Annotated in this window: 14 protein-coding genes and 1 pseudogene; 7 read left to right on the top strand and 8 right to left on the bottom strand. The window is 65.5% G+C overall.

Features of this window, described 5'->3' with window-relative positions:
- From VN856_RS00245 to VN856_RS00265, 5 genes and pseudogenes are all read right to left on the bottom strand, one after another.
- Positions 1–181 (bottom strand): annotated as a pseudogene (locus tag VN856_RS00245) (cupin); the annotation flags it as partial.
- Positions 182–238: 57 nt separating this feature from the next.
- Positions 239–424: a hypothetical protein gene (locus VN856_RS00250; RefSeq protein ID WP_325685129.1), complete on the bottom strand. Its 186-nt coding sequence runs from the start codon at positions 422–424 to the stop codon at positions 239–241.
- On the bottom strand, positions 405–1,895 hold the full coding sequence (locus VN856_RS00255) for a PPE family protein (RefSeq protein ID WP_325685130.1): 1,491 nt from the start codon (positions 1,893–1,895) through the stop codon (positions 405–407). Before VN856_RS00255 ends, VN856_RS00250 begins: the two co-directional genes overlap by 20 nt.
- Before the next feature lie 115 nt (positions 1,896–2,010).
- Positions 2,011–3,540 carry a PPE family protein gene (locus tag VN856_RS00260; protein ID WP_325685131.1) on the bottom strand — a complete coding sequence of 510 codons (1,530 nt, stop codon included), beginning with the start codon at positions 3,538–3,540 and terminating at the stop codon, positions 2,011–2,013.
- A gap of 98 nt (positions 3,541–3,638) precedes the next feature.
- The gene (locus VN856_RS00265) at positions 3,639–4,559 is read right to left on the bottom strand and encodes a heme o synthase (protein ID WP_325685132.1); all 921 of its coding nucleotides are present in this window, start codon (positions 4,557–4,559) and stop codon (positions 3,639–3,641) included.
- Positions 4,560–4,796: 237 nt separating this feature from the next.
- Here VN856_RS00265 and tkt point away from each other — a divergent pair, with 237 nt between their 5' ends.
- The 7 genes from tkt (at position 4,797) to VN856_RS00300 (ending at position 13,080) form a co-directional block, all read left to right on the top strand.
- Positions 4,797–6,887, top strand: coding sequence for a transketolase (gene tkt / locus VN856_RS00270; RefSeq protein WP_325685133.1), 2,091 nt, complete (start codon positions 4,797–4,799; stop codon positions 6,885–6,887).
- 15 nt (positions 6,888–6,902) lie between these two features.
- Positions 6,903–8,021 carry a transaldolase gene (gene tal, locus VN856_RS00275; protein ID WP_325685134.1) on the top strand — a complete coding sequence of 373 codons (1,119 nt, stop codon included), beginning with the start codon at positions 6,903–6,905 and terminating at the stop codon, positions 8,019–8,021.
- Positions 8,018–9,568 (top strand): glucose-6-phosphate dehydrogenase, encoded by a 1,551-nt coding sequence (gene zwf / locus VN856_RS00280; protein WP_325685135.1) that lies wholly within the window; start codon positions 8,018–8,020, stop codon positions 9,566–9,568. Before tal ends, zwf begins: the two co-directional genes overlap by 4 nt.
- Positions 9,565–10,476, top strand: a complete 912-nt coding sequence (gene opcA / locus VN856_RS00285; RefSeq protein WP_325685136.1) for a glucose-6-phosphate dehydrogenase assembly protein OpcA — start codon at positions 9,565–9,567, stop codon at positions 10,474–10,476. Before zwf ends, opcA begins: the two co-directional genes overlap by 4 nt.
- Positions 10,473–11,216, top strand: coding sequence for a 6-phosphogluconolactonase (gene pgl, locus VN856_RS00290; protein WP_325685137.1), 744 nt, complete (start codon positions 10,473–10,475; stop codon positions 11,214–11,216). Before opcA ends, pgl begins: the two co-directional genes overlap by 4 nt.
- A gap of 175 nt (positions 11,217–11,391) precedes the next feature.
- On the top strand, positions 11,392–11,790 hold the full coding sequence (locus tag VN856_RS00295) for an ATPase (protein WP_325685138.1): 399 nt from the start codon (positions 11,392–11,394) through the stop codon (positions 11,788–11,790).
- 3 nt (positions 11,791–11,793) lie between these two features.
- Entirely contained in the window at positions 11,794–13,080 is a 1,287-nt protein-coding gene (locus VN856_RS00300; protein WP_325685139.1) for a cytochrome P450, read from the top strand.
- On the opposite strand, the gene ppc is transcribed toward VN856_RS00300, so the two are convergent.
- Genes ppc through VN856_RS00315 form a run of 3 tightly spaced genes read right to left on the bottom strand, consistent with a single transcriptional unit; the run spans position 13,077 to position 17,431 of the window.
- Positions 13,077–15,869: a phosphoenolpyruvate carboxylase gene (gene ppc / locus VN856_RS00305; protein ID WP_325685140.1), complete on the bottom strand. Its 2,793-nt coding sequence runs from the start codon at positions 15,867–15,869 to the stop codon at positions 13,077–13,079. The two genes, VN856_RS00300 and ppc, sit on opposite strands and share 4 nt — an antisense overlap.
- 45 nt (positions 15,870–15,914) lie before the next feature.
- Positions 15,915–16,151 carry a preprotein translocase subunit SecG gene (gene secG, locus VN856_RS00310; protein WP_325685141.1) on the bottom strand — a complete coding sequence of 79 codons (237 nt, stop codon included), beginning with the start codon at positions 16,149–16,151 and terminating at the stop codon, positions 15,915–15,917.
- A 44-nt stretch (positions 16,152–16,195) separates the two neighbouring features.
- The gene (locus VN856_RS00315; protein ID WP_325685142.1) at positions 16,196–17,431 is read right to left on the bottom strand and encodes a hypothetical protein; all 1,236 of its coding nucleotides are present in this window, start codon (positions 17,429–17,431) and stop codon (positions 16,196–16,198) included.
- Positions 17,432–17,782 lie beyond the last annotated feature (351 nt).

A 17,782-nucleotide genomic window follows, 5' to 3' on the forward strand; every position in this document is an offset into this window, starting at 1 on the left:
CGGTGGACTGCGGTGGGGTGATGTAAGTGTTGACCTGCGTCGGGAAGTTCAGCTCCACCTCGAGCGATCGGGCCAGTGTTCCGATCGTCCGCACGTATTCCTCGACGCCGTACAAGACGATCGTGTAGCCGTCGGCAAAGGCATTGCGGACGCCCGCGACATCGAGAGTGTCATCGGCCAACCGGTAACTCTCCGGGCCCTTTTTGTCTTTTCCGCGTACCAGCCGCAACGCCGCCGGTTAGTGGCGGAACAGCTCGAGCAGCCCGTCGACCGTCGAGGGTCCGGGCAACAGGTCATGAAAGGAGCGGGCGCTGGTGATGTGGTGGTGGTCCTTGCCCCAGATTTCGCCGAGGAAGGCTTCGACAGTGAGTGGCTCAAGCAACCCGGCCAGCGACAACTCGGCGTTAGCCCTCGCCGTGCTCATCTGCGTTCCAGGTGCCCGGCACCATCGGCATGACCGGCCCGCTGCCGTACTCGTCGTCGGCGATCGTGGCCAAACCCGTTGCAGCCAAGGCTCTTTTGCGCACGGTTCCGGTAAAGCCCAATGGCCCGGCACCACGATCAGAAGTCGCCGTCGATCCGCTTTCCGCGCCGCCCCAGTCGGGATCGACATTGAAATTCATTTCCATAAACTCGTGAGCGTACCCGCGTATCCCGGCCCGCCGGCGTCGTCGCGACCGACGGGGCTCGCGGGCAACAGCCGCCGCCGCGGCAGCGGCAAAGGGCTCAGCCGCTTTCCGCTTATCCCCCGCGCCGGCGCTGCTGGCCATCTCCGACCCCGTACCGATGCCGGGAGGCCCCACCGCGTACGGCGGGACAAATCCGGGTCCGGCCGCGGGCGGAGGCGGTGCCGCCGGCACCGAAGTGGCGACGGTGCTGGCCGGAGTGGCGGGCGTCGACACGGGTGCTGATGCTGGCGCACCGGGGGCGCCAATCGCAACCGGGCTGCCGGCGGCCGCAGGCAAGCTCGGTACCTGAGTCGTTGGCGGAGGAACATCGGCGGCGAGTTGCGGTGCGTCAGGCTGAATTCCGGCCAGCCCGGCCACGCCCGCGACGCCGCCCGTCAGCACGATCGGTGCGATCAGCGGGAGTGCATACAGCTCGGGGAAGGCATTGAGGAACTCGCCCACGTGCCCCACCTCGTCGCTCACCAGCCCCGAGATGTCGGCCGAAAGTTGCGTCAGCCCTTGAGCCGGGTTCTGTCCGATCAGCGTGATGTCCCGCTGCAGGGTCTGCGTGACCTCGGTGATGCGATTGATGTACCAGCTCCATTGGTACGGGTCACCCGAGTCGTCGTCGATGATCGGCAACGTCGAGCTGTCACCGTTGCCGCCGAACTCACCATCGGCGGGCCGGGCGTTCACGATCTGGGGTGCCGCATCGGTCTGCGGTGTCGCGGCCAACGCCGTGGTGGATACCGCTTGATACGTCGTCATCGTGGTGGCCGCCTGTATCCACATCCGGACGTAGTCGGCCTCGTTGAGCGCAATCGGGATCGTGTTGATGCCAAAGAAATTCGTCGCCACCAACAATCCGTGCACCACATGGTTGGTGGCCAGCTCCGGCAGTGTCGGCATCGCGGCCAGCGCCGCGGTGTAAGCACTGGCCGCTGTTTCGTGCTGGGTGGCCTCGGCGGCACTCTTGGCGCTGGCTTGCATCAGCCACGCCAGATAGGGCACGTGGGCGGCGACGTAACGCTCGGCGCTGGGGCCTTGCCAGGCTCCGGCCTGCACTGTCGCCAGCACGTCGCTGAGTTCGTCGGCGACCGAAGCGTATTCACCGCTCAACGAGCTCCACGCGGTCGCCGCGGCCAGCAATGAGCCAGGTCCTGGCCCGCTGCTGAGCATCGCCGAGTGCACCTCGGGCGGCGAAGCCATCCACACCGGCGCCGTCATCAGCGGCCCGTCGCAGCGGCAGCACCAGCGAGAACACCCGGTGTGATCACGACGGCATTCAATACGACGCCATGTCGTAGGACAAGACCCGGTGCGGGTAGGGGGTATGCGCAGCTCAGGGCGTTGACCCTCGCGGCGACCAGGTGTTCGGGAGCATCGGCATGCTCGGTCCACCGCCGAACTCGTCGCCGGCCAGCGTCGCCAATCCGGTCGCCTGCTCGGCGCCCTTCGGCACCGTCCCGGAAAACCCCAACGGGCCCGCGTCCCGATCCGACGGCGCCGTCGACGCGTCCCATTCCGGCTCGACATCGACGTTCATGTCCATGAATTCGTGAGCGCGAGCATGCTGGCGTCCACGCTGACGTCGCCGCGTTCGGGTCCGATCCTTCGCGCCGGACGACAGTGCTGCGGCTGCCGGGAATTTGGCGGCGCCGCGGGATGTCGGTTCGTGGGTCTTGGCCTGTGCGCTGAGACCCGACGCCAGCGACGCACTGCCCACCGCATATGGGGGCGCGAAACCCGGTCCCCCTCCCGGCGGTCCGCCGCCAGGCGCGCCGACGGTGTTCGGCGTGGAAGCGCTCGACACGGCCGGAGCGTGGCCGCCGCTGGTTCCGATGCTGCCGCTCGTCGACGCCGACGGCGCGGTACCCACTGGCGCGGGAGTGACCGGTGGGCTCGGCATCGCCGCAACCGGCAGGACAGGGACGTTGGACACACCGGCCACCCCGGCGAGGCCTGCCAGGCCGGCGAATCCCGCCCCGAACGCCACCGGAACGACGAATGGCAATAGGAAGGGTGCCGCCTGCACGAGCGGCCAAAACAGGACCACCGTGTGAAAGACCGTCCAGCCGAGAGCGGAGGCCAGCGCCGGTGACAGGCCGGGAATCGCCGACTGGAGTGCGTTGGCGACGCCGCTGGCGAACGGAAAAGCGGGAAATGGCCAGCCGTCGGGATAGAGCAACTCGCCTAACGGCTGAGCGAAACCCTGGGTGTAGTCGCTGAGCAGCGCTGCTAATTGGTCCTGCCACGACGAACCCGCGGCAGTCGCCGCGGCCGGTTGCGGAGTCGCGGCCGCTTGCGTTGTCGCGCTGGAGGTTTCGCCGCCGGGCGTCAGGATCTGCGGCGCGGGCTGGGTCGGCGGGACCGCGGCGAGAGCAGACTCGGAGACGGCCTGGTAGGTGCTCATCGTGGTGGCCGCCTGAACCCACATACGCACGTAGTCGGCTTCGTTCAGCGCAATCGGAATGGTGTTGACGCCAAAGAAATTCGTCGCCACCAACACGCCGTGCACCACATGGTTGGCGGCCAGCTCCCCCAGTGTCGGCATGGCCGCCAGCGCCCCGGTGTAGGCGGCGGCCGCGGTCTCGTGTTGGGCGGCTGCCGCCGCGCTGTCGGTGCTGGCCTGCGCCAACCAGGCCAGGTAGGGCCCATGCGCGGCGGCGTACTGCTCGCCGCTCGGTCCTTGCCAGGCCCCGGCCTGCACGCCCGCCAGTACCGCGCCCAGTTCGTCGGCGACCTCGGCGTATTCGGTGCTCAGCGCTGACCACGCCTCCGCGGCGGTCAGCAGCGAACCCGGCCCGGGCCCGCTGCTGAGCAACGTTGAATGCACCTCCGGCGGCATCGCCATCCAGATCGGCGCGGTCATAACCTCATCACGACGGCATTGAAAACTACACTGCGTCGTAGTCGCAAGACCCCGTCGGGGTATGGGGTATTCGCAGGTCCAGGACCTGGGAGCAGCGCTCAGACCCGCAGAAGCGTCGGCAGCGCCAGAGCCGAATCGAGCGCCAGAGCGCAGAACACCACCGCAAGGTAGTTGTTCGACTGCAGGAATAGCCGCAGCGGCTTGACCGGCTCGCCGCGGCGCACGCCGGCATAGAGCTGGTGCGCCATTGCCAGGAACCAGACTCCGGCCACCGCGGCCACCGCGGTGTAGAGCCACCCGGCGGCCAGGGCCAGCGCCAGCGTCGCGGCCACGGTCAGCCAGGTGTAGATCAGGATCTGCTTGGTCACCTGACGTTCCGTCGCGACGGCCGGCAGCATCGGGATGCCCGCGGCCTTGTAATCGTCCTTGTATCGCATGGCCAGCGCCCAGGTGTGCGGCGGCGTCCAGAAGAAGATGATCGCGAACATCACCAAGGCCGGCCACGCGATGGTGCCGGTGACAGCCGACCAGGCGATCATCACCGGCATGCAGCCGGCCGCGCCGCCCCAGACCACGTTCTGCGAGGTGCGGCGCTTGAGCAGCAGGGTGTAGACGAACACGTAGAACGCGATTGTGCCGACCGCCAGCAAACCCGACAGCAGGTTGGTCGTCCACCACAGCCAGACGAACGAGCCGACACTCAGCACCAGCCCGAACAGCAGCGCATGCCCGGTCGTCACGGCGGCCCGCGCCAGCGGACGTTGCGCGGTCCGCTTCATCTTCTTGTCGATGTCGGCGTCCGCCACGCAGTTCAACGTGTTGGCGCCGCCGGCGGCAAGCATCCCGCCGATCAAGGTGTTGAGGATCAGCAGCGGGTTCACGCTGCCGCGGTGAGCGAGCAGCATCGCCGGAATCGCGGTGACCAGCAACAGCTCGATAACCCGCGGCTTGGTCAACGCCAGATAAGCCAGCAATATCGTGCTGACTCGACTCGGCGCAACGCGCTCGCGAATGCTCACGCAAGGACTCCTCGGATCACAGCAGCGCGCAGCTTCTACTACGCACGATGGTAGACCGGACGACTTGCCCAGCATGCACCGCAGGGCCTATTGACAGCCAATCGGCAACCATTGAGGCACAACGCACAGTTGACGGCGCCTGAACAATCAGCGGTCGAAATATCCTTTGACACGCCCGCAACGTTCCGGCATTAGGGTAGGAACAGGATCATTCTGCCGACCCGAGGACTTCAGTACGTGACCACACTCGAAGACATCTCGACCCTGACTCAACCGCACCACCCCGACGACTGGAGCGAGCTCGATTCGGCCGCCGTCGACACCGTCCGGGTACTGGCCGCCGACGCGGTCCAGAAAGTAGGGAACGGCCATCCCGGCACCGCGATGAGTCTGGCGCCCTTGGCCTACACCCTGTTTCAGCGGGCTATGCGGCACGACCCGAACGACGTCCATTGGCTGGGCCGCGACCGGTTCGTGCTGTCGTGTGGGCACAGCAGCCTGACGCTGTATCTGCAGCTTTACCTGGGCGGCTTCGGACTCGAATTGTCCGACATCGAGTCACTACGTACCTGGGGATCCAAGACACCCGGGCACCCCGAGTTCCGGCACACCAAGGGCGTGGAGATCACCACTGGACCCCTCGGCCAGGGCTTGGCATCTGCTGTCGGCTTCGCGATGGCGGCACGTTACGAGCGCGGCCTGTTCGATCCGGACGCCGCAGCCGGGAGCAGTCCGTTCGACCACCACATCTATGTGATCGCGTCCGACGGTGACATCGAAGAGGGCGTGACTTCGGAGGCGTCCTCGCTGGCGGCCGTGCAGCAGCTGGGCAACCTCATCGTGTTCTACGACCACAACGAGATCTCGATCGAGGACGACACCAACATCGCGTTGTGCGAGGACACCGCCGCCCGCTACGAGGCGTACGGCTGGCACGTCCAGCACGTCGAGGGCGGCGAGAACGTCGTCGCTATCGAGGAGGCCATCGCCAAGGCCAAGGCGGTCACCGACAAGCCGTCGTTCATCTCGGTGCGGACGATCATCGGCTATCCGGCGCCGAAGTTGATGAACACCGGAAAGGCACACGGCTCAGCGCTCGGCGACGAAGAAGTCGCGGCGGTCAAGGAAGCGCTCGGCTTCGATCCGGACAAGAAGTTCGAAGTGCGCGACGAGGTGATCGCGCACACCCGCGAGTTGGTGCAGCGGGGCAAGGAAGCGCACGACACGTGGAACGTCGATTTCGAGGCGTGGGCGAAGCGTGAGCCCGAGCGCAAGAAGCTGCTGGACCGGCTGACCGCCGAGGAGCTGCCCGACGGCTGGGACGCCGACATTCCGACGTGGAAGGTGGGCGATAAGGACCTTGCCACCCGCGCGGCGTCCGGCAAGGTGCTGAACGCGGTGGGCCCGCACCTGCCCGAGCTGTGGGGCGGCTCGGCCGACCTGGCGGGCAGCAACAACACCACCATGGACAACGTGAAATCGTTTGGTCCGCCGTCGATTACGACGAAGGACTACACGGCGGACTGGTACGGCCGCACCCTGCATTTCGGCATTCGCGAACATGCCATGGGCGCAATCCTGTCCGGCATCGTGCTGCATGGTCCGACCCGCGCCTACGGCGGCACCTTCCTGCAGTTTTCCGACTACATGCGCCCTGCGGTGCGCCTGGCTGCGCTGATGGACATCGACACCATCTACGTCTGGACGCACGACTCGATCGGGCTCGGCGAAGACGGCCCGACGCATCAGCCGATCGAGCACTTGGCGGCGTTGCGTGCCATCCCGCACCTGTCGGTGGTGCGCCCTGCGGATGCGAACGAGACCGCATACGCGTGGCGCACCGTCCTGGCCCGCGGCAACGGCAGCGGTCCGGTCGGTCTGATCCTGACCCGCCAGGGTTTGCCGATTCTCGAAGGCACGAACTATGAGGGCGTGGCCAAGGGCGGATACATCCTGGGCGACGCCGGCGGCGACGAGCCCGACGTGGTGTTGATCGGCACCGGTTCCGAAGTTCAACTGGCCGTGGAAGCACAGAAGTTGCTGGCGGCCAAGGACATTATTGCCCGCGTGGTGTCGATGCCCTGTGTCGAATGGTTTGAATCCCAGTCCGACGAATACCGCAACAGCGTGCTGCCGCCGTCGGTGTCGGCGCGGGTCGCCGTCGAGGCCGGCATCGCGCAGAGCTGGCATAAGCTGGTTGGCGACACCGGCGAGATCGTTTCGCTCGAGCACTACGGGGAATCCGCAGATGCCAAGACGTTGTTCCGCGAGTTCGGGTTCACCCCGGAAGCCGTCGTCGACGCCGCCGAACGAACACTAGACAACTAACCGAAGGGAAATCCGATGACTCAGAATCCCAACCTTGCCGCTCTGAGCTCCGCGGGAGTATCGGTCTGGCTGGACGACCTGTCCCGGCAGCGTCTGCAGTCCGGCAACCTGCAAGAGCTGATCGACACCAAGAGCGTCGTCGGTGTCACCACCAACCCGTCGATTTTCCAGAAGGCGCTGGCCGAGGGCGACGCCTACGACGCCCAGATCGCCGAGCTCGCCGAACGCGGCGCCGACGTGGACGCCACCATCCGGACGGTGACCACCGATGACGTCCGCAACGCGGCCGACGTGCTGCGCCCGCAGTGGGAGGCCTCCGACGGTGTCGACGGCCGAGTGTCGATCGAGGTCGACCCGCGGCTGGCGCACGACACCGACAAGACCGTCGCACAGGCCATCGAGTTGTGGAAGATCGTCGACCGACCCAACATTCTGATCAAGATCCCGGCCACCAAGGAGGGACTGCCTGCCATCACTTCGACTCTGGCAGAGGGTATTTCGGTCAACGTCACGCTGATCTTCTCAGTCGAGCGGCACCGCGAGGTGATGGACGCTTACCTGGCCGGGCTCGAAGCTGCGAAGGCTGGCGGCCACGACCTGTCCAAGATCCACTCGGTCGCATCGTTTTTCGTGTCGCGCGTTGACACCGAAATCGACAAACGCCTGGAGAAGATCGGCTCGGACGACGCAAAGGCCTTGGCCGGCAAGGCCGGCGTTGCCAACGCCCGCCTTGCTTACGCGGCGTACCAGGAAGTGTTCGTCGGCGGCGACCGTTTCGCACAGCTCGAGGCCGACGGCGCGCGGGTACAGCGGCCGCTGTGGGCATCGACCGGCGTGAAGAACCCGGACTACTCCGACACGCTTTACGTGACCGAGCTGGTTGCTCCGAACACCGTGAACACCATGCCGGAACCCACCATTGATGCCGTCGCCGACCACGGCATCGTCACCGGCGACACGGTCACCGGGACCGCGTCAGCCGCCCAGGAAGTCTTCGACAAGCTCGAGGCGATCGGTATCGATCTCACCGACGTGTTCCTCGTCCTGGAGAACGAAGGCGTCGAGAAGTTCGAGGCCTCGTGGAAAGAGCTGCTGGGCGAGACCGAAAAGCAGCTCCACTCAGCCGACAAATGAGTCCAGCCGGGACCCGGGCCAGCTCCGGGCAATGGCAAAACCCGTTGCGGGACAAGTGCGATAAGCGGCTGCCGCAAATCGCCGGCCCGTGTGCCGTGGTGATCTTCGGTGTGACGGGCGACTTGGCCCGCAAGAAGGTGGTCCCGGCCATCTACGACCTGGCCAACCGCGGTTTGTTGCCGCCCAACTTCGCTCTGGTGGGGTTTGCCCGTCGCGACTGGGACGACGCGGCCTTCGCCGAAGAGGTCCTGCGGGACGTCAAAGAGCACTCCCGAACGCCGTTTCGTCAGGTGATCTGGGATCGGCTCGCCGACGGATGCCGTTTCGTGGAAGGCACATTCGACGATGATGCCTCGTTCGCCCGGCTGGCCGAGGTCTTGGACAAGCTCGATGCCGAGCGGGGTATCGGCGGCAATCACGCGTTCTATTTCGCCATTCCGCCCAAGAGTTTCCCGACGGTCTGCGAGCAGCTGAGCAAATCCGGGTTGGCCCGAGCTCAGGACGACAGCTGGAGCCGGGTTGTCATCGAGAAGCCGTTCGGTCACGACCTAGACAGTGCCCGCGATCTCAACAAGGTGGTCAACAGCGTCTTTCCCGAGGATTCGGTCTTTCGCATCGACCACTACCTGGGCAAGGAGACAGTGCAGAACATCTTGGCGCTGCGCTTCGCCAATCAGCTGTTCGACCCGATCTGGAACGCGCACTACGTCGATCACGTCCAGATCACCATGGCCGAAGACATCGGCCTGGGTGGTCGCGGCGGCTACTACGACGGCATCGGCGCCGCTCGCGACGTGATTCAGAACCACCTGATGCAGCTGCTCGCCTTGACCGCGATGGAAGAGCCGATCACCTTTAACCCCGCCGAGCTGCAGACCGAGAAGATCAAGGTGTTGTCGGCCATCCAGCTGGCCGAGCCGTTGGACGAAACCACTTCCCGGGGGCAGTACAGCGCTGGCTGGCAGGGCGGCGAGCACGTCGTCGGGCTGCTCGACGAGGCCGGCTTCTCCAAAGATTCGACCACCGAGACGTTCGCGGCCATCACTTTGGAGGTGAACACGCGCCGCTGGGCCGGAGTGCCGTTCTATCTGCGCACCGGAAAACGGTTGGGCCGCAGGGTCACCGAGATCGCCTTGGTGTTCAAGAAGGCGCCTCATCTTCCGTTCGATGCGACCATGACCGAAGAGTTGGGCGCCAACGCCCTGGTCATTCGGGTGCAGCCCGACGAGGGTGTCACGTTGCGATTCGGGTCGAAGGTCCCCGGCAGCATGGAAGTCCGCGACGTCAACATGGACTTCTCCTACGGTTCGGCCTTCGCCGAGGAGTCCCCCGAGGCCTACGAGCGGCTGATCCTCGACGTCCTACTCGGCGAGCCGTCGCTGTTTCCGGTCAATGCCGAAGTCGAATTGGCCTGGGAAATACTGGATCCGGCGTTGGACCACTGGGCTGAACACGGCAAACCCGATGCCTACGAGGCAGGCACCTGGGGCCCCGCATCGGCATTCGAGATGCTGCGCCGCACCGGCCGGGAATGGCGGCGACCGTGATTGTCGAATTGCCGGGCACCAGCACCACCGAGGTCAACAAGAAGCTCGACGAATTGCGCGAGAAGACCGGCGCGGTGACCCTCGGCCGGGTACTGACCTTGGTGATCGTTCCGGACAGCGAGGCGCTGCTCGAAGAATCCATCGCTGCGGCCAATGCGGCCAGCCACGAGCACCCCAGCAGGGTGATCGTGGTGACGACTGGCGACGCCGATGCCACCGACGCACGCTTGGACGCCCAACTGCGGGTGGGAGGCGACGACGCCGTCGGTGAGGTGGTGGTTTTGCGGCTCTCGGGCCCGCTGGCCGGACATCACAGCAGCGTCGTCGTACCGTTCCTGTTACCGGATATCCCCGTGGTCGCGTGGTGGCCAGACGTCGCTCCGGCCGTCCCGGCGCAGGATCCCCTGGGCCAGTTAGCAATTCGACGTATCACCGACGCGACCAACTCCGCCGACCCGTTGGCCGCGATCAAAAGCAGGCTGGCCGGCTACACCCCGGGCGATACCGATCTGGCTTGGAGTCGTGTCACCTACTGGCGCGCGCTGCTCGCGTCGGCGATCGACCAGCCACCCCACGAGCCGATCACCTCGGCGGTCGTCTCGGGGCTCAAGGACGAACCCGCACTCGACATCCTCGCCGGTTGGCTGGCCGGCCGCATCGACGGACCCGTCCGTCGGGCGGTCGGCGAACTCAAGGTCGAGCTGGTGCGCCCCACCGAGACTGTGACGCTGAGCAGACCACAAACGGGGGTCACCGCGACGCTGAGCCGCACCGCCAGACCCGACGCACTGGTTCCACTGCAACGCCGTGACGTTCCAGAATGCCTCGCCGAAGATCTACGGCGACTCGATGCCGACACCATCTATTTTTCAGCGTTGGAGGGCATCGATCGGGTGGAGTACGCATGAGCACCTCGATAGAAACCTTCGCCGACAGCGATCGGCTGGTTGCGGCGGCGGGCGAGCGATTGATCGACGTCGTCGACGCTGCCATCGCCGAGCGCGGGCGGGCGCTGATCGTCTTGACCGGCGGCGGCAACGGTAACCGGCTGATGCGTTACCTCGCAGGAGAATCCGCGCGAATCGACTGGACCAAGGTGCATCTGTTCTGGGGCGACGATCGATACGTCACTGAGGACGACGACGAACGCAACGAGAAGCAGGCCCGCGGGGAATTGCTGGATCACGTCGACATTCCGGCGCGCAACGTGCACGCCATGCCGGCCGCTGACGGCGAATTCGGCAACGACATCGCCGCCGCAGCGCTGGCCTACGAGCAGATCCTTGCCGCGAATGCCGAGCCGGGCGATCCCGCACCGAATTTCGACGTTCACCTGCTCGGCGTAGGGCCGGAAGGACACATCAACTCACTGTTCCCGGACACTCCCGCGGTGCGCGAGACAAGCCGGATGGTGGTCGACGTCGAGGATTCGCCCAAGCCCCCGCCTCTGCGGATTACCTTGACGCTCCCCGCGATCCAGCGTTCTCGCGAGGTATGGCTCTTGGTGTCGGGCGCCGAGAAGGCCGGAGCGGTGGCCGCCGCCGTCGGTGGCGCCAAGCCGGTGTCGATACCGGCGGCCGGCGCTATCGGCAGCGAGCACACGGTCTGGTTCCTCGACACCGGGGCCGCCGGCGAGTTGCCCTCTTAGCGCGACCGCCGCTCAGCCTGCGCGTCGGCGTAACCGCGCGTGTAGTCCTCTTGCTGTCGGATGGTGCTGGGCAACACGGCGTGCCTGATCGCCGCAGCGCAGTAGTGGTCCCGATTTGGCCGGTGCATACCCATCAGATGGGTATCCGGCCCCGGAGGTTCCCGCGACCGCCATAATGAGCCCCATGGCAGATAAAAGCGCCGGTGATCGCCCAGCGCGGCAGCGGATCAAGACGCTCACCCAGGCGGCGATGAACGCCGACGTCACCGTCAATCAGCTGGAAGACGTGCTGGGCGGGCTGGGTGACACGCTGGGCGACCTGAACACGTCGCTGTCGAACTTGAACAGTGCGATCGGCCGTCTGGACGACGGGCTCGACCACTTCGAGGCCACCCTCGGCAGGATTGACGACCTGATGCAGCGACTGGTGACGCTTGTGGCGCCGGTCGAGGCGATTGTCGAACGCATCGATTACATGGTCGGCGTCGGTGAGACCGTGATGTCGCCGCTGTCGCTCACCGAACATGCAATTCGCAACGCCTTCAGCACCTTACGCAACCGCGCCAGCCGCTAGACCGTGCCGCGTCCCCAGCCGGTTCCCGATCCGCCCTATGCGGAGGGCACCGGTCTGCCGTGGGATGTCTCGGTCATCGACGCCGTTGCCACGATTGCGGCGGCCCGCGCTAAACACGGCGACACCTTCGCGGTGCACAGCGGTACTGACCGTTACCTGTTCACGTTCTCCCCTACCGGCGTCGAGTCGTTCTACGGGCTACCCGAAGAGAAGGCGAGCAAAGGTGTCGCCGACTATCTGATGCTGCGCCGCAAACTTCCCGACGAGATATTCGACGGGCGACGCCTGTTGCCGAGCACGCTGTTTCGTCGCGACGACGTTGCCGGATATCTCAGCAATCTGGAACGGGCGCTCGACGAGACGATCGTTGAATTGGGCGTGTCAGGGTCGGTCGACGTCTTCGGGCTGACCCGCCGTCTCGGCCACCGGATGGGGCTGGCCTCCTGGGCAGGGCCCGGATCAGCCCGGGGGGAGGCGTTCGAGCGTCTGGTACGGGCCTTCGACACGCTCGACGGATCCGACGCCTTCGTGCATCCGGACGCGATGGCGGCGGTCGCCGCATCGGAGAAGCGGGCCGAGCGCGCTGCCCTCGACGAGGCAATCGAGATCATCGCCGATGCCGTGCAGAGTCGAGACGGCGCCGGTGACCAGACGCTATTCGACCGTATCGTCGATGCCTGGCGTGACGAGTTGGGCGACAACCGGATTCGTGGCATCGCGCTCGACGTCGCGCTGATCCACATCGCGTCGATGTCCAATCTGGCGGCAGCGCTGGGGTGGGCATTGGTCGATCTCCTCGAGCACCCAACTCACCTGGAACGGGTCGTCGCCGGTGATGCGGACCTGGCGCAGCGGTGCGCGCTGGAGTCGACGCGACTGGCTCAGCGATCCATCATGTCCCGCGCCGTGCTGTCCCCCGTCGTGCTCGACACCGGTGAAGTCAGCTACCAAGTGCCGCCCGGTTGGACCATCGCAACGCTGCTGCCCTTGCTCAACACCTCGGTCGCACCCGGACTCGCGCGGTGGGACCCCGACCGATGGACGCGGCACCGGCTGACCGACGAGAAGTCGCTTGCCTCACCGATGTTGGTGACGGCGTTCGGACACGGCCGGCATTCGTGCCCGGCACAGCCGTTTTCACTGTCGGCGATGACAGCCACGATGACACGATTGTTGGGCACCTATCGGATGACACCGAGTTGGACCACGCACCCGCGGCCTGTTCCGGCTCAGATTGGTGGCGTGGCACGCGCCGACGGTCCGTGCATGCTGAGCTACGTCACGACTTAGCCGCTGTTGCGCAGCGCGCTGGCCAAACCGTTCATCGTCAACAAGATTCCGCGCTGCACCAGCTCGTCGTCGTCGCCGGAGCGGTAACGCCGCAGCAGCTCGACCTGCAGGTGATTCAGCGGCTCCAGGTACGGGAAACGGTTGAACACCGACCGGGCCAGCGCCGGGTTGTCGGCGAGCAGATTGTCCTGGCCGGTAATCAGCTTGTGCGCGTTGATGCTTCGCTGATGTTCCGCTGCGATCTTGTCGAACACCCGCCGCCGCAACGAGACGTCTTCGACCAATTCGGCATAGCGAGCGGCCAGGCCCAGATCAGTCTTCGCGAGCACCTGCGCCATGTTCGAGAGCACGGTCTGGAAGAACGGCCACCGCTGATACAGGTCACGCAATTTTTCGAGGCGCCCGTCGCCGCCTGCGATCCAGCCCTCGATTGCCGAGCCGGTCCCGTACCAACCGGGCAACATGACCCGTGACTGGCTCCACGCCATCACCCACGGAATGGCGCGCAGGTCAGAGATCGATGACGTCGGTTTACGCGACGCGGGCCGACTGCCGACATTCAGCGAACCGATCTCGCTGACCGGGGTGGACTGCAGGAAGTAGTCGACGAAACCTTCGGTGTCGTGCACCAACTCGGAGTAGGCGCGCTGCGCACGGTCGGCCAGCTCATCGAGAATTTCATAAGCCGGCTCGGCCGCGTCGCCGAGCCCTTCGACGTCAAGCAGGGTCGATTCCAGAGTGGCGGCCAGCAAGGTCTCCAGATTGCGCTGAGCCATCTGCGGCTCGGCGTATTTGGCGGCGATCACCTCTCCTTGTTCGGTCAGCCGCAGCGATCCGTTCACCGCTCCCGGCGGTTGGGCGAGGATGGCTTCATAGCTTGGCCCCCCGCCGCGGCCGACCGTGCCACCGCGACCGTGGAAGAGCCGCAACCGAATTCCGGTTTTGCGTGCCGATTCGACGAGGTCGAGTTCGGCCCGGTAGAGCGCCCAGTTGGCGGCCAGGTAGCCGCCGTCCTTATTGGAGTCGGAATAGCCCAGCATTACCTCTTGGCTATCCCCGCGGGCCCGCACGATGCTCTGGTAGACGGGAAGGTCAAGTGCCGCTTCGAGAATCGACGCGCCACGGCGCAGGTCGTCGATCGTCTCGAACAGCGGGACGATGCCCACTGGGCAGTAAGGCTCGCTGCCGGAGGCGTCGAGCAGCCCGCATTCCTTCAGCAGGATCCCCGCCTCCAGCAGATCGGAGACGGAGCGACACATCGAGATGATGTAGTTGGGTACCGCGGGTGGACCGTAGATCGCGACAGCACGTGTGGCAGCGGTGATGATCGCGAGTTCTTTGCGGGCCAATTCAGACAGTTGTTCGCGGTCGCCGACCAGCGGCCGTCGGGTGCTCAGCTCGTCGGCCAGGATGTTGACCCGTTCGTCTTCGCTCAACGAACAGTAGTCGGGATGCACGCCGGACCAAGCCAGCAACTCGGCGACCACCTCTTCGTGGATGTCGGAGTTCTGCCGCATGTCCAGACCGGACAGGTGAAAACCGAAGACGTGCACGGCTTCCCGTAACCGGGCAAGCCGGTCGTCGGCCAGCAATGCGCTGCCGTTGGCGCGCAGTGAAGCGTCGACGGTGTTGAGGTCGGCCAGCATCTCCCCTGGCGTCTCGTAGGGCGAGAGGCCGAGGTCGAGCAGGTTATCCGGTTCTTGGTCGAGGATGTGCGCCGCGGTGGCGGTGAGCCGGCCGTGGATGACGCGTAGCGCGCGGCGGTAGGGCTCGTCACCGCGGGCGGGTTCGTCGCAGGCCTCGGCCAGCGCAGCCAGGTCATCGGTGACCGCGACGAGTCGTGCCGACATCGACAGCTCTTGTTCCAGCGCGGTCAGCTCCGCGGCGTAGCGACCCAACGCGGTGTAGGCCGCGCTGCCGGTGGCCAGTCGCACGACGTCGGCGGTGACGTTGGGGTTGCCGTCACGGTCGCCGCCGATCCACGACCCGGGTCGCAGGATCGGTTCGGTGAGCAGGTCGGCGTCCGGCCAGCGCCGACGCAGGGCGTCGCGGACTTCGGCGTTGACTTTTGGCACGACGTCGAAAAACGCTGCTTGGTAGTACCGCAAGCCGACCGCGATCTCGTCGGAGATCTGCAGGCGCGCCAGCCGAACCAGCGCGGTCTGCCACAGCGTGAGAACTTGGCGGCGCAGCTCGATGTCGATGTCACGGCCGTCATCGGTTTCGGTGTGGCCGTGGGCGTGCAGCCGCATCAGCTGGGTGATGTGGTGCTGGGCGTCGAAGACGGTGCGCCGACGAGTCTCGGTCGGATGGGCGGTGATCACCGGAGAGACCAGTGCGCCGGTGAGTGATTCCGCGACGGTCGCGGCGTCCAGATGCGCGGAATCCAGCTTCTGATAGGTCGCGGCCAGGGTGCTGTCCTGCGGCGGCTCACCGGCCTTGACGTGGATGGCGCGGCGGCGCTCCCGGTGGATGTCCTCGGCGACGTTGGCCAGCAGCGCGAAGTGACTGAACGCGCGGATCACCGGGATCGCGCGGTCGATCTCGATGCCGTCGAACATCTGCGCCACCTCGGCGCGCTCGATCTCCGAGCGGCGCACCCGGAAGGACGCGATCCGGGCCCGCTCGACCAAATCGAAGACCTCGTCGCCGTTCTGCTCGCGGACGGTGTCGCCGAGGATGGTGCCGAGCAGCCGAATGTCTTCGCGCATCGGCTCGGTTGCTTCGCGCCCTATGCGGGTGCGTTGTACCGCGCCGAAGGGCTCGAGCGAGTCGGGTGCTTCAGCCATACCTACCAGTATCGGGGCGGTTGGCTGTCTTCGCCTTTCGTGGGCTCAGGCGTTGTATTTGATCCGAAGCGCCATACCGACGATGGCAACCAGCCAGATGCCGACGACGAACAATGTCAGCCGGTCGAGGTTCTTCTCCACCACGGTCGACCCGGACAGGCTGGACTGCACCCCGCCGCCGAACAGTGTCGACAGACCGCCACCCTTGGCGCGGTGCAACAGCACCAGCAGCACTGTCAGGATGCTGGTGACCACCAGGGTGATCTGCAGGGCCAATTCCATGGCTGACAGCTTACCGGCCTACGTATGGCCGGCTCAGACCGGCGCTACGAACTCAGCGGACCCCAGTAGGTCTTGTCTGTGGCGTAATCGAAGTACGCCTCGTGGCTGAAGAACGGTACGACCCCACTGTCGGTAAAGTTGCTCGAGATCACCGTGGGGGCCGTGCTCTGGGCAAGGCTGTCCGTACCCACTTCATATGAGTACAGCAGAGTGCCGCCTTGATAGACGGAAATCGTGTCGCCCGACGCAACGCCGGAGCCTGCGATGCTTGACGGAATGGTTCCGTAGACACCGCCTGAATCTAGGTTGTTGCTTACCGTCCCGGTAGCGATAACAGCGCCGTTGTGCGTCACCGTTTCGGTCAGGCCGTCGACGGTGGGTGACCCCGTGAGCAAGGTGCCGCCGGTCAGCGTGTTCTCGCCGCCAACGACCAAGCTCTTCTCGGGCCCGACCAGGTCGACCAGCACGCCGCCGTAATTCTCGAACGGACTGTCGGTCGGCCCGGCCGTGTCCGGCCCGATGCCCAGGATGCCGTCGACGTGGTTGGAGCTGAGGAAGGTCTGGAAGTTTTCGAAGATGTTGAGCGGGTTGGTCGACCAGGAGAGAACTTCCACGTCGACCGGGCTGTTGGTGCTGAGAACGTCGGTGCCGTCGGTGCCGTAATCGACGGGCACGTCGTTGTAGGTCAGGTAGACGTACTCGACGCCACCGCTGTAGCCGCTGAACCCGTAATTGTCGGGTAGCCCGAGTTTGAACAGTTCCTGCAGTGCCGCGAAGTCGTTGCCTCCGAGTTCTTGCCAGGGGATGACAAGACCGCTGGATCCGGTGTCCACCAGCAGCGTCGAGGAATCACCGCTGTCGCCCGCAGCGCCGATCGCGGCCTGGATGGTCGGCTCGGTGACTATCTGCATAGTGATCGGCAGGGTATAGCTGGCTGCGGCCTCGGCCTGCTCAGTACCGACCGAACTGGCTGCCAGGGCGGAGTCAGCGCTGGGCAACAAGAAATCGAACGACGTGTTCAGGCTCGCGAGGAAAGTGTCCGCCCAGCTGGTCAGGTCCAGCGCTGCGGCCGGGTCGAAGACCGCGATCGAGTCGGTCAGCGAAGTCAGGATCGGCTGGATGATCGGGTCGAGCAGATCCTCGAAATCAGCCTTCGCCGGCGCCGCTGAGCCGGTGGCCACCGCAGCCGCGGCGATGAAGGCGCCGGCGCTGACTCCGACGCCAGACAGCAGACCGCGCCAGGTCTTACCTGCGTGCTTGTTGCCGTGACAGTGTGCCATTCGAGTGCCCCCGAGGAGTTGGGACTACTGCGTAGCCGCTACCTGACGATCCTGAGTACCTATCAGGTTCCGTTAAGTTGACTGTGACTGCCCTGCCAGATGGCTCGATGCATACCAAATTCAGAAATTCTCGCGGAGCCGAATTCAAGACTTCAGGCGGTGCTACTGGAAACAGGTTCGCCGCGATGACAGCAGCAGCCCAGATTCCACCACCCAATTACCTGACCGGGCGTCGTTCGGTCGATTCAGATCGGCGCTATTCGCCGACCAGCGGGCCGAAGTAGGTCTTGTCGCCGGCGTAGTCGAGATACACGGCGTGGTTCAGGAAAGGCAGTACACCGCTGTCGATGC

It is taken from the genome of Mycobacterium sp., from assembly GCF_035603715.1.
Lineage (GTDB): Bacteria > Actinomycetota > Actinomycetes > Mycobacteriales > Mycobacteriaceae > Mycobacterium.

Coding starts and splice junctions, on each gene's coding strand:
- VN856_RS00250 (WP_325685129.1), bottom strand. CDS start 424: ATGAGCACGGCGAGGGCTAACGCCGAGTTGTCGCTGGCCGGGTTGCTT.
- VN856_RS00255 (WP_325685130.1), bottom strand. CDS start 1,895: ATGACGGCGCCGGTGTGGATGGCTTCGCCGCCCGAGGTGCACTCGGCG.
- VN856_RS00260 (WP_325685131.1), bottom strand. CDS start 3,540: ATGACCGCGCCGATCTGGATGGCGATGCCGCCGGAGGTGCATTCAACG.
- tal (WP_325685134.1), top strand. CDS start 6,903: ATGACTCAGAATCCCAACCTTGCCGCTCTGAGCTCCGCGGGAGTATCG.
- zwf (WP_325685135.1), top strand. CDS start 8,018: ATGAGTCCAGCCGGGACCCGGGCCAGCTCCGGGCAATGGCAAAACCCG.
- pgl (WP_325685137.1), top strand. CDS start 10,473: ATGAGCACCTCGATAGAAACCTTCGCCGACAGCGATCGGCTGGTTGCG.
- VN856_RS00295 (WP_325685138.1), top strand. CDS start 11,392: ATGAGCCCCATGGCAGATAAAAGCGCCGGTGATCGCCCAGCGCGGCAG.
- ppc (WP_325685140.1), bottom strand. CDS start 15,869: ATGGCTGAAGCACCCGACTCGCTCGAGCCCTTCGGCGCGGTACAACGC.
- secG (WP_325685141.1), bottom strand. CDS start 16,151: ATGGAATTGGCCCTGCAGATCACCCTGGTGGTCACCAGCATCCTGACA.
- VN856_RS00315 (WP_325685142.1), bottom strand. CDS start 17,431: ATGGCACACTGTCACGGCAACAAGCACGCAGGTAAGACCTGGCGCGGT.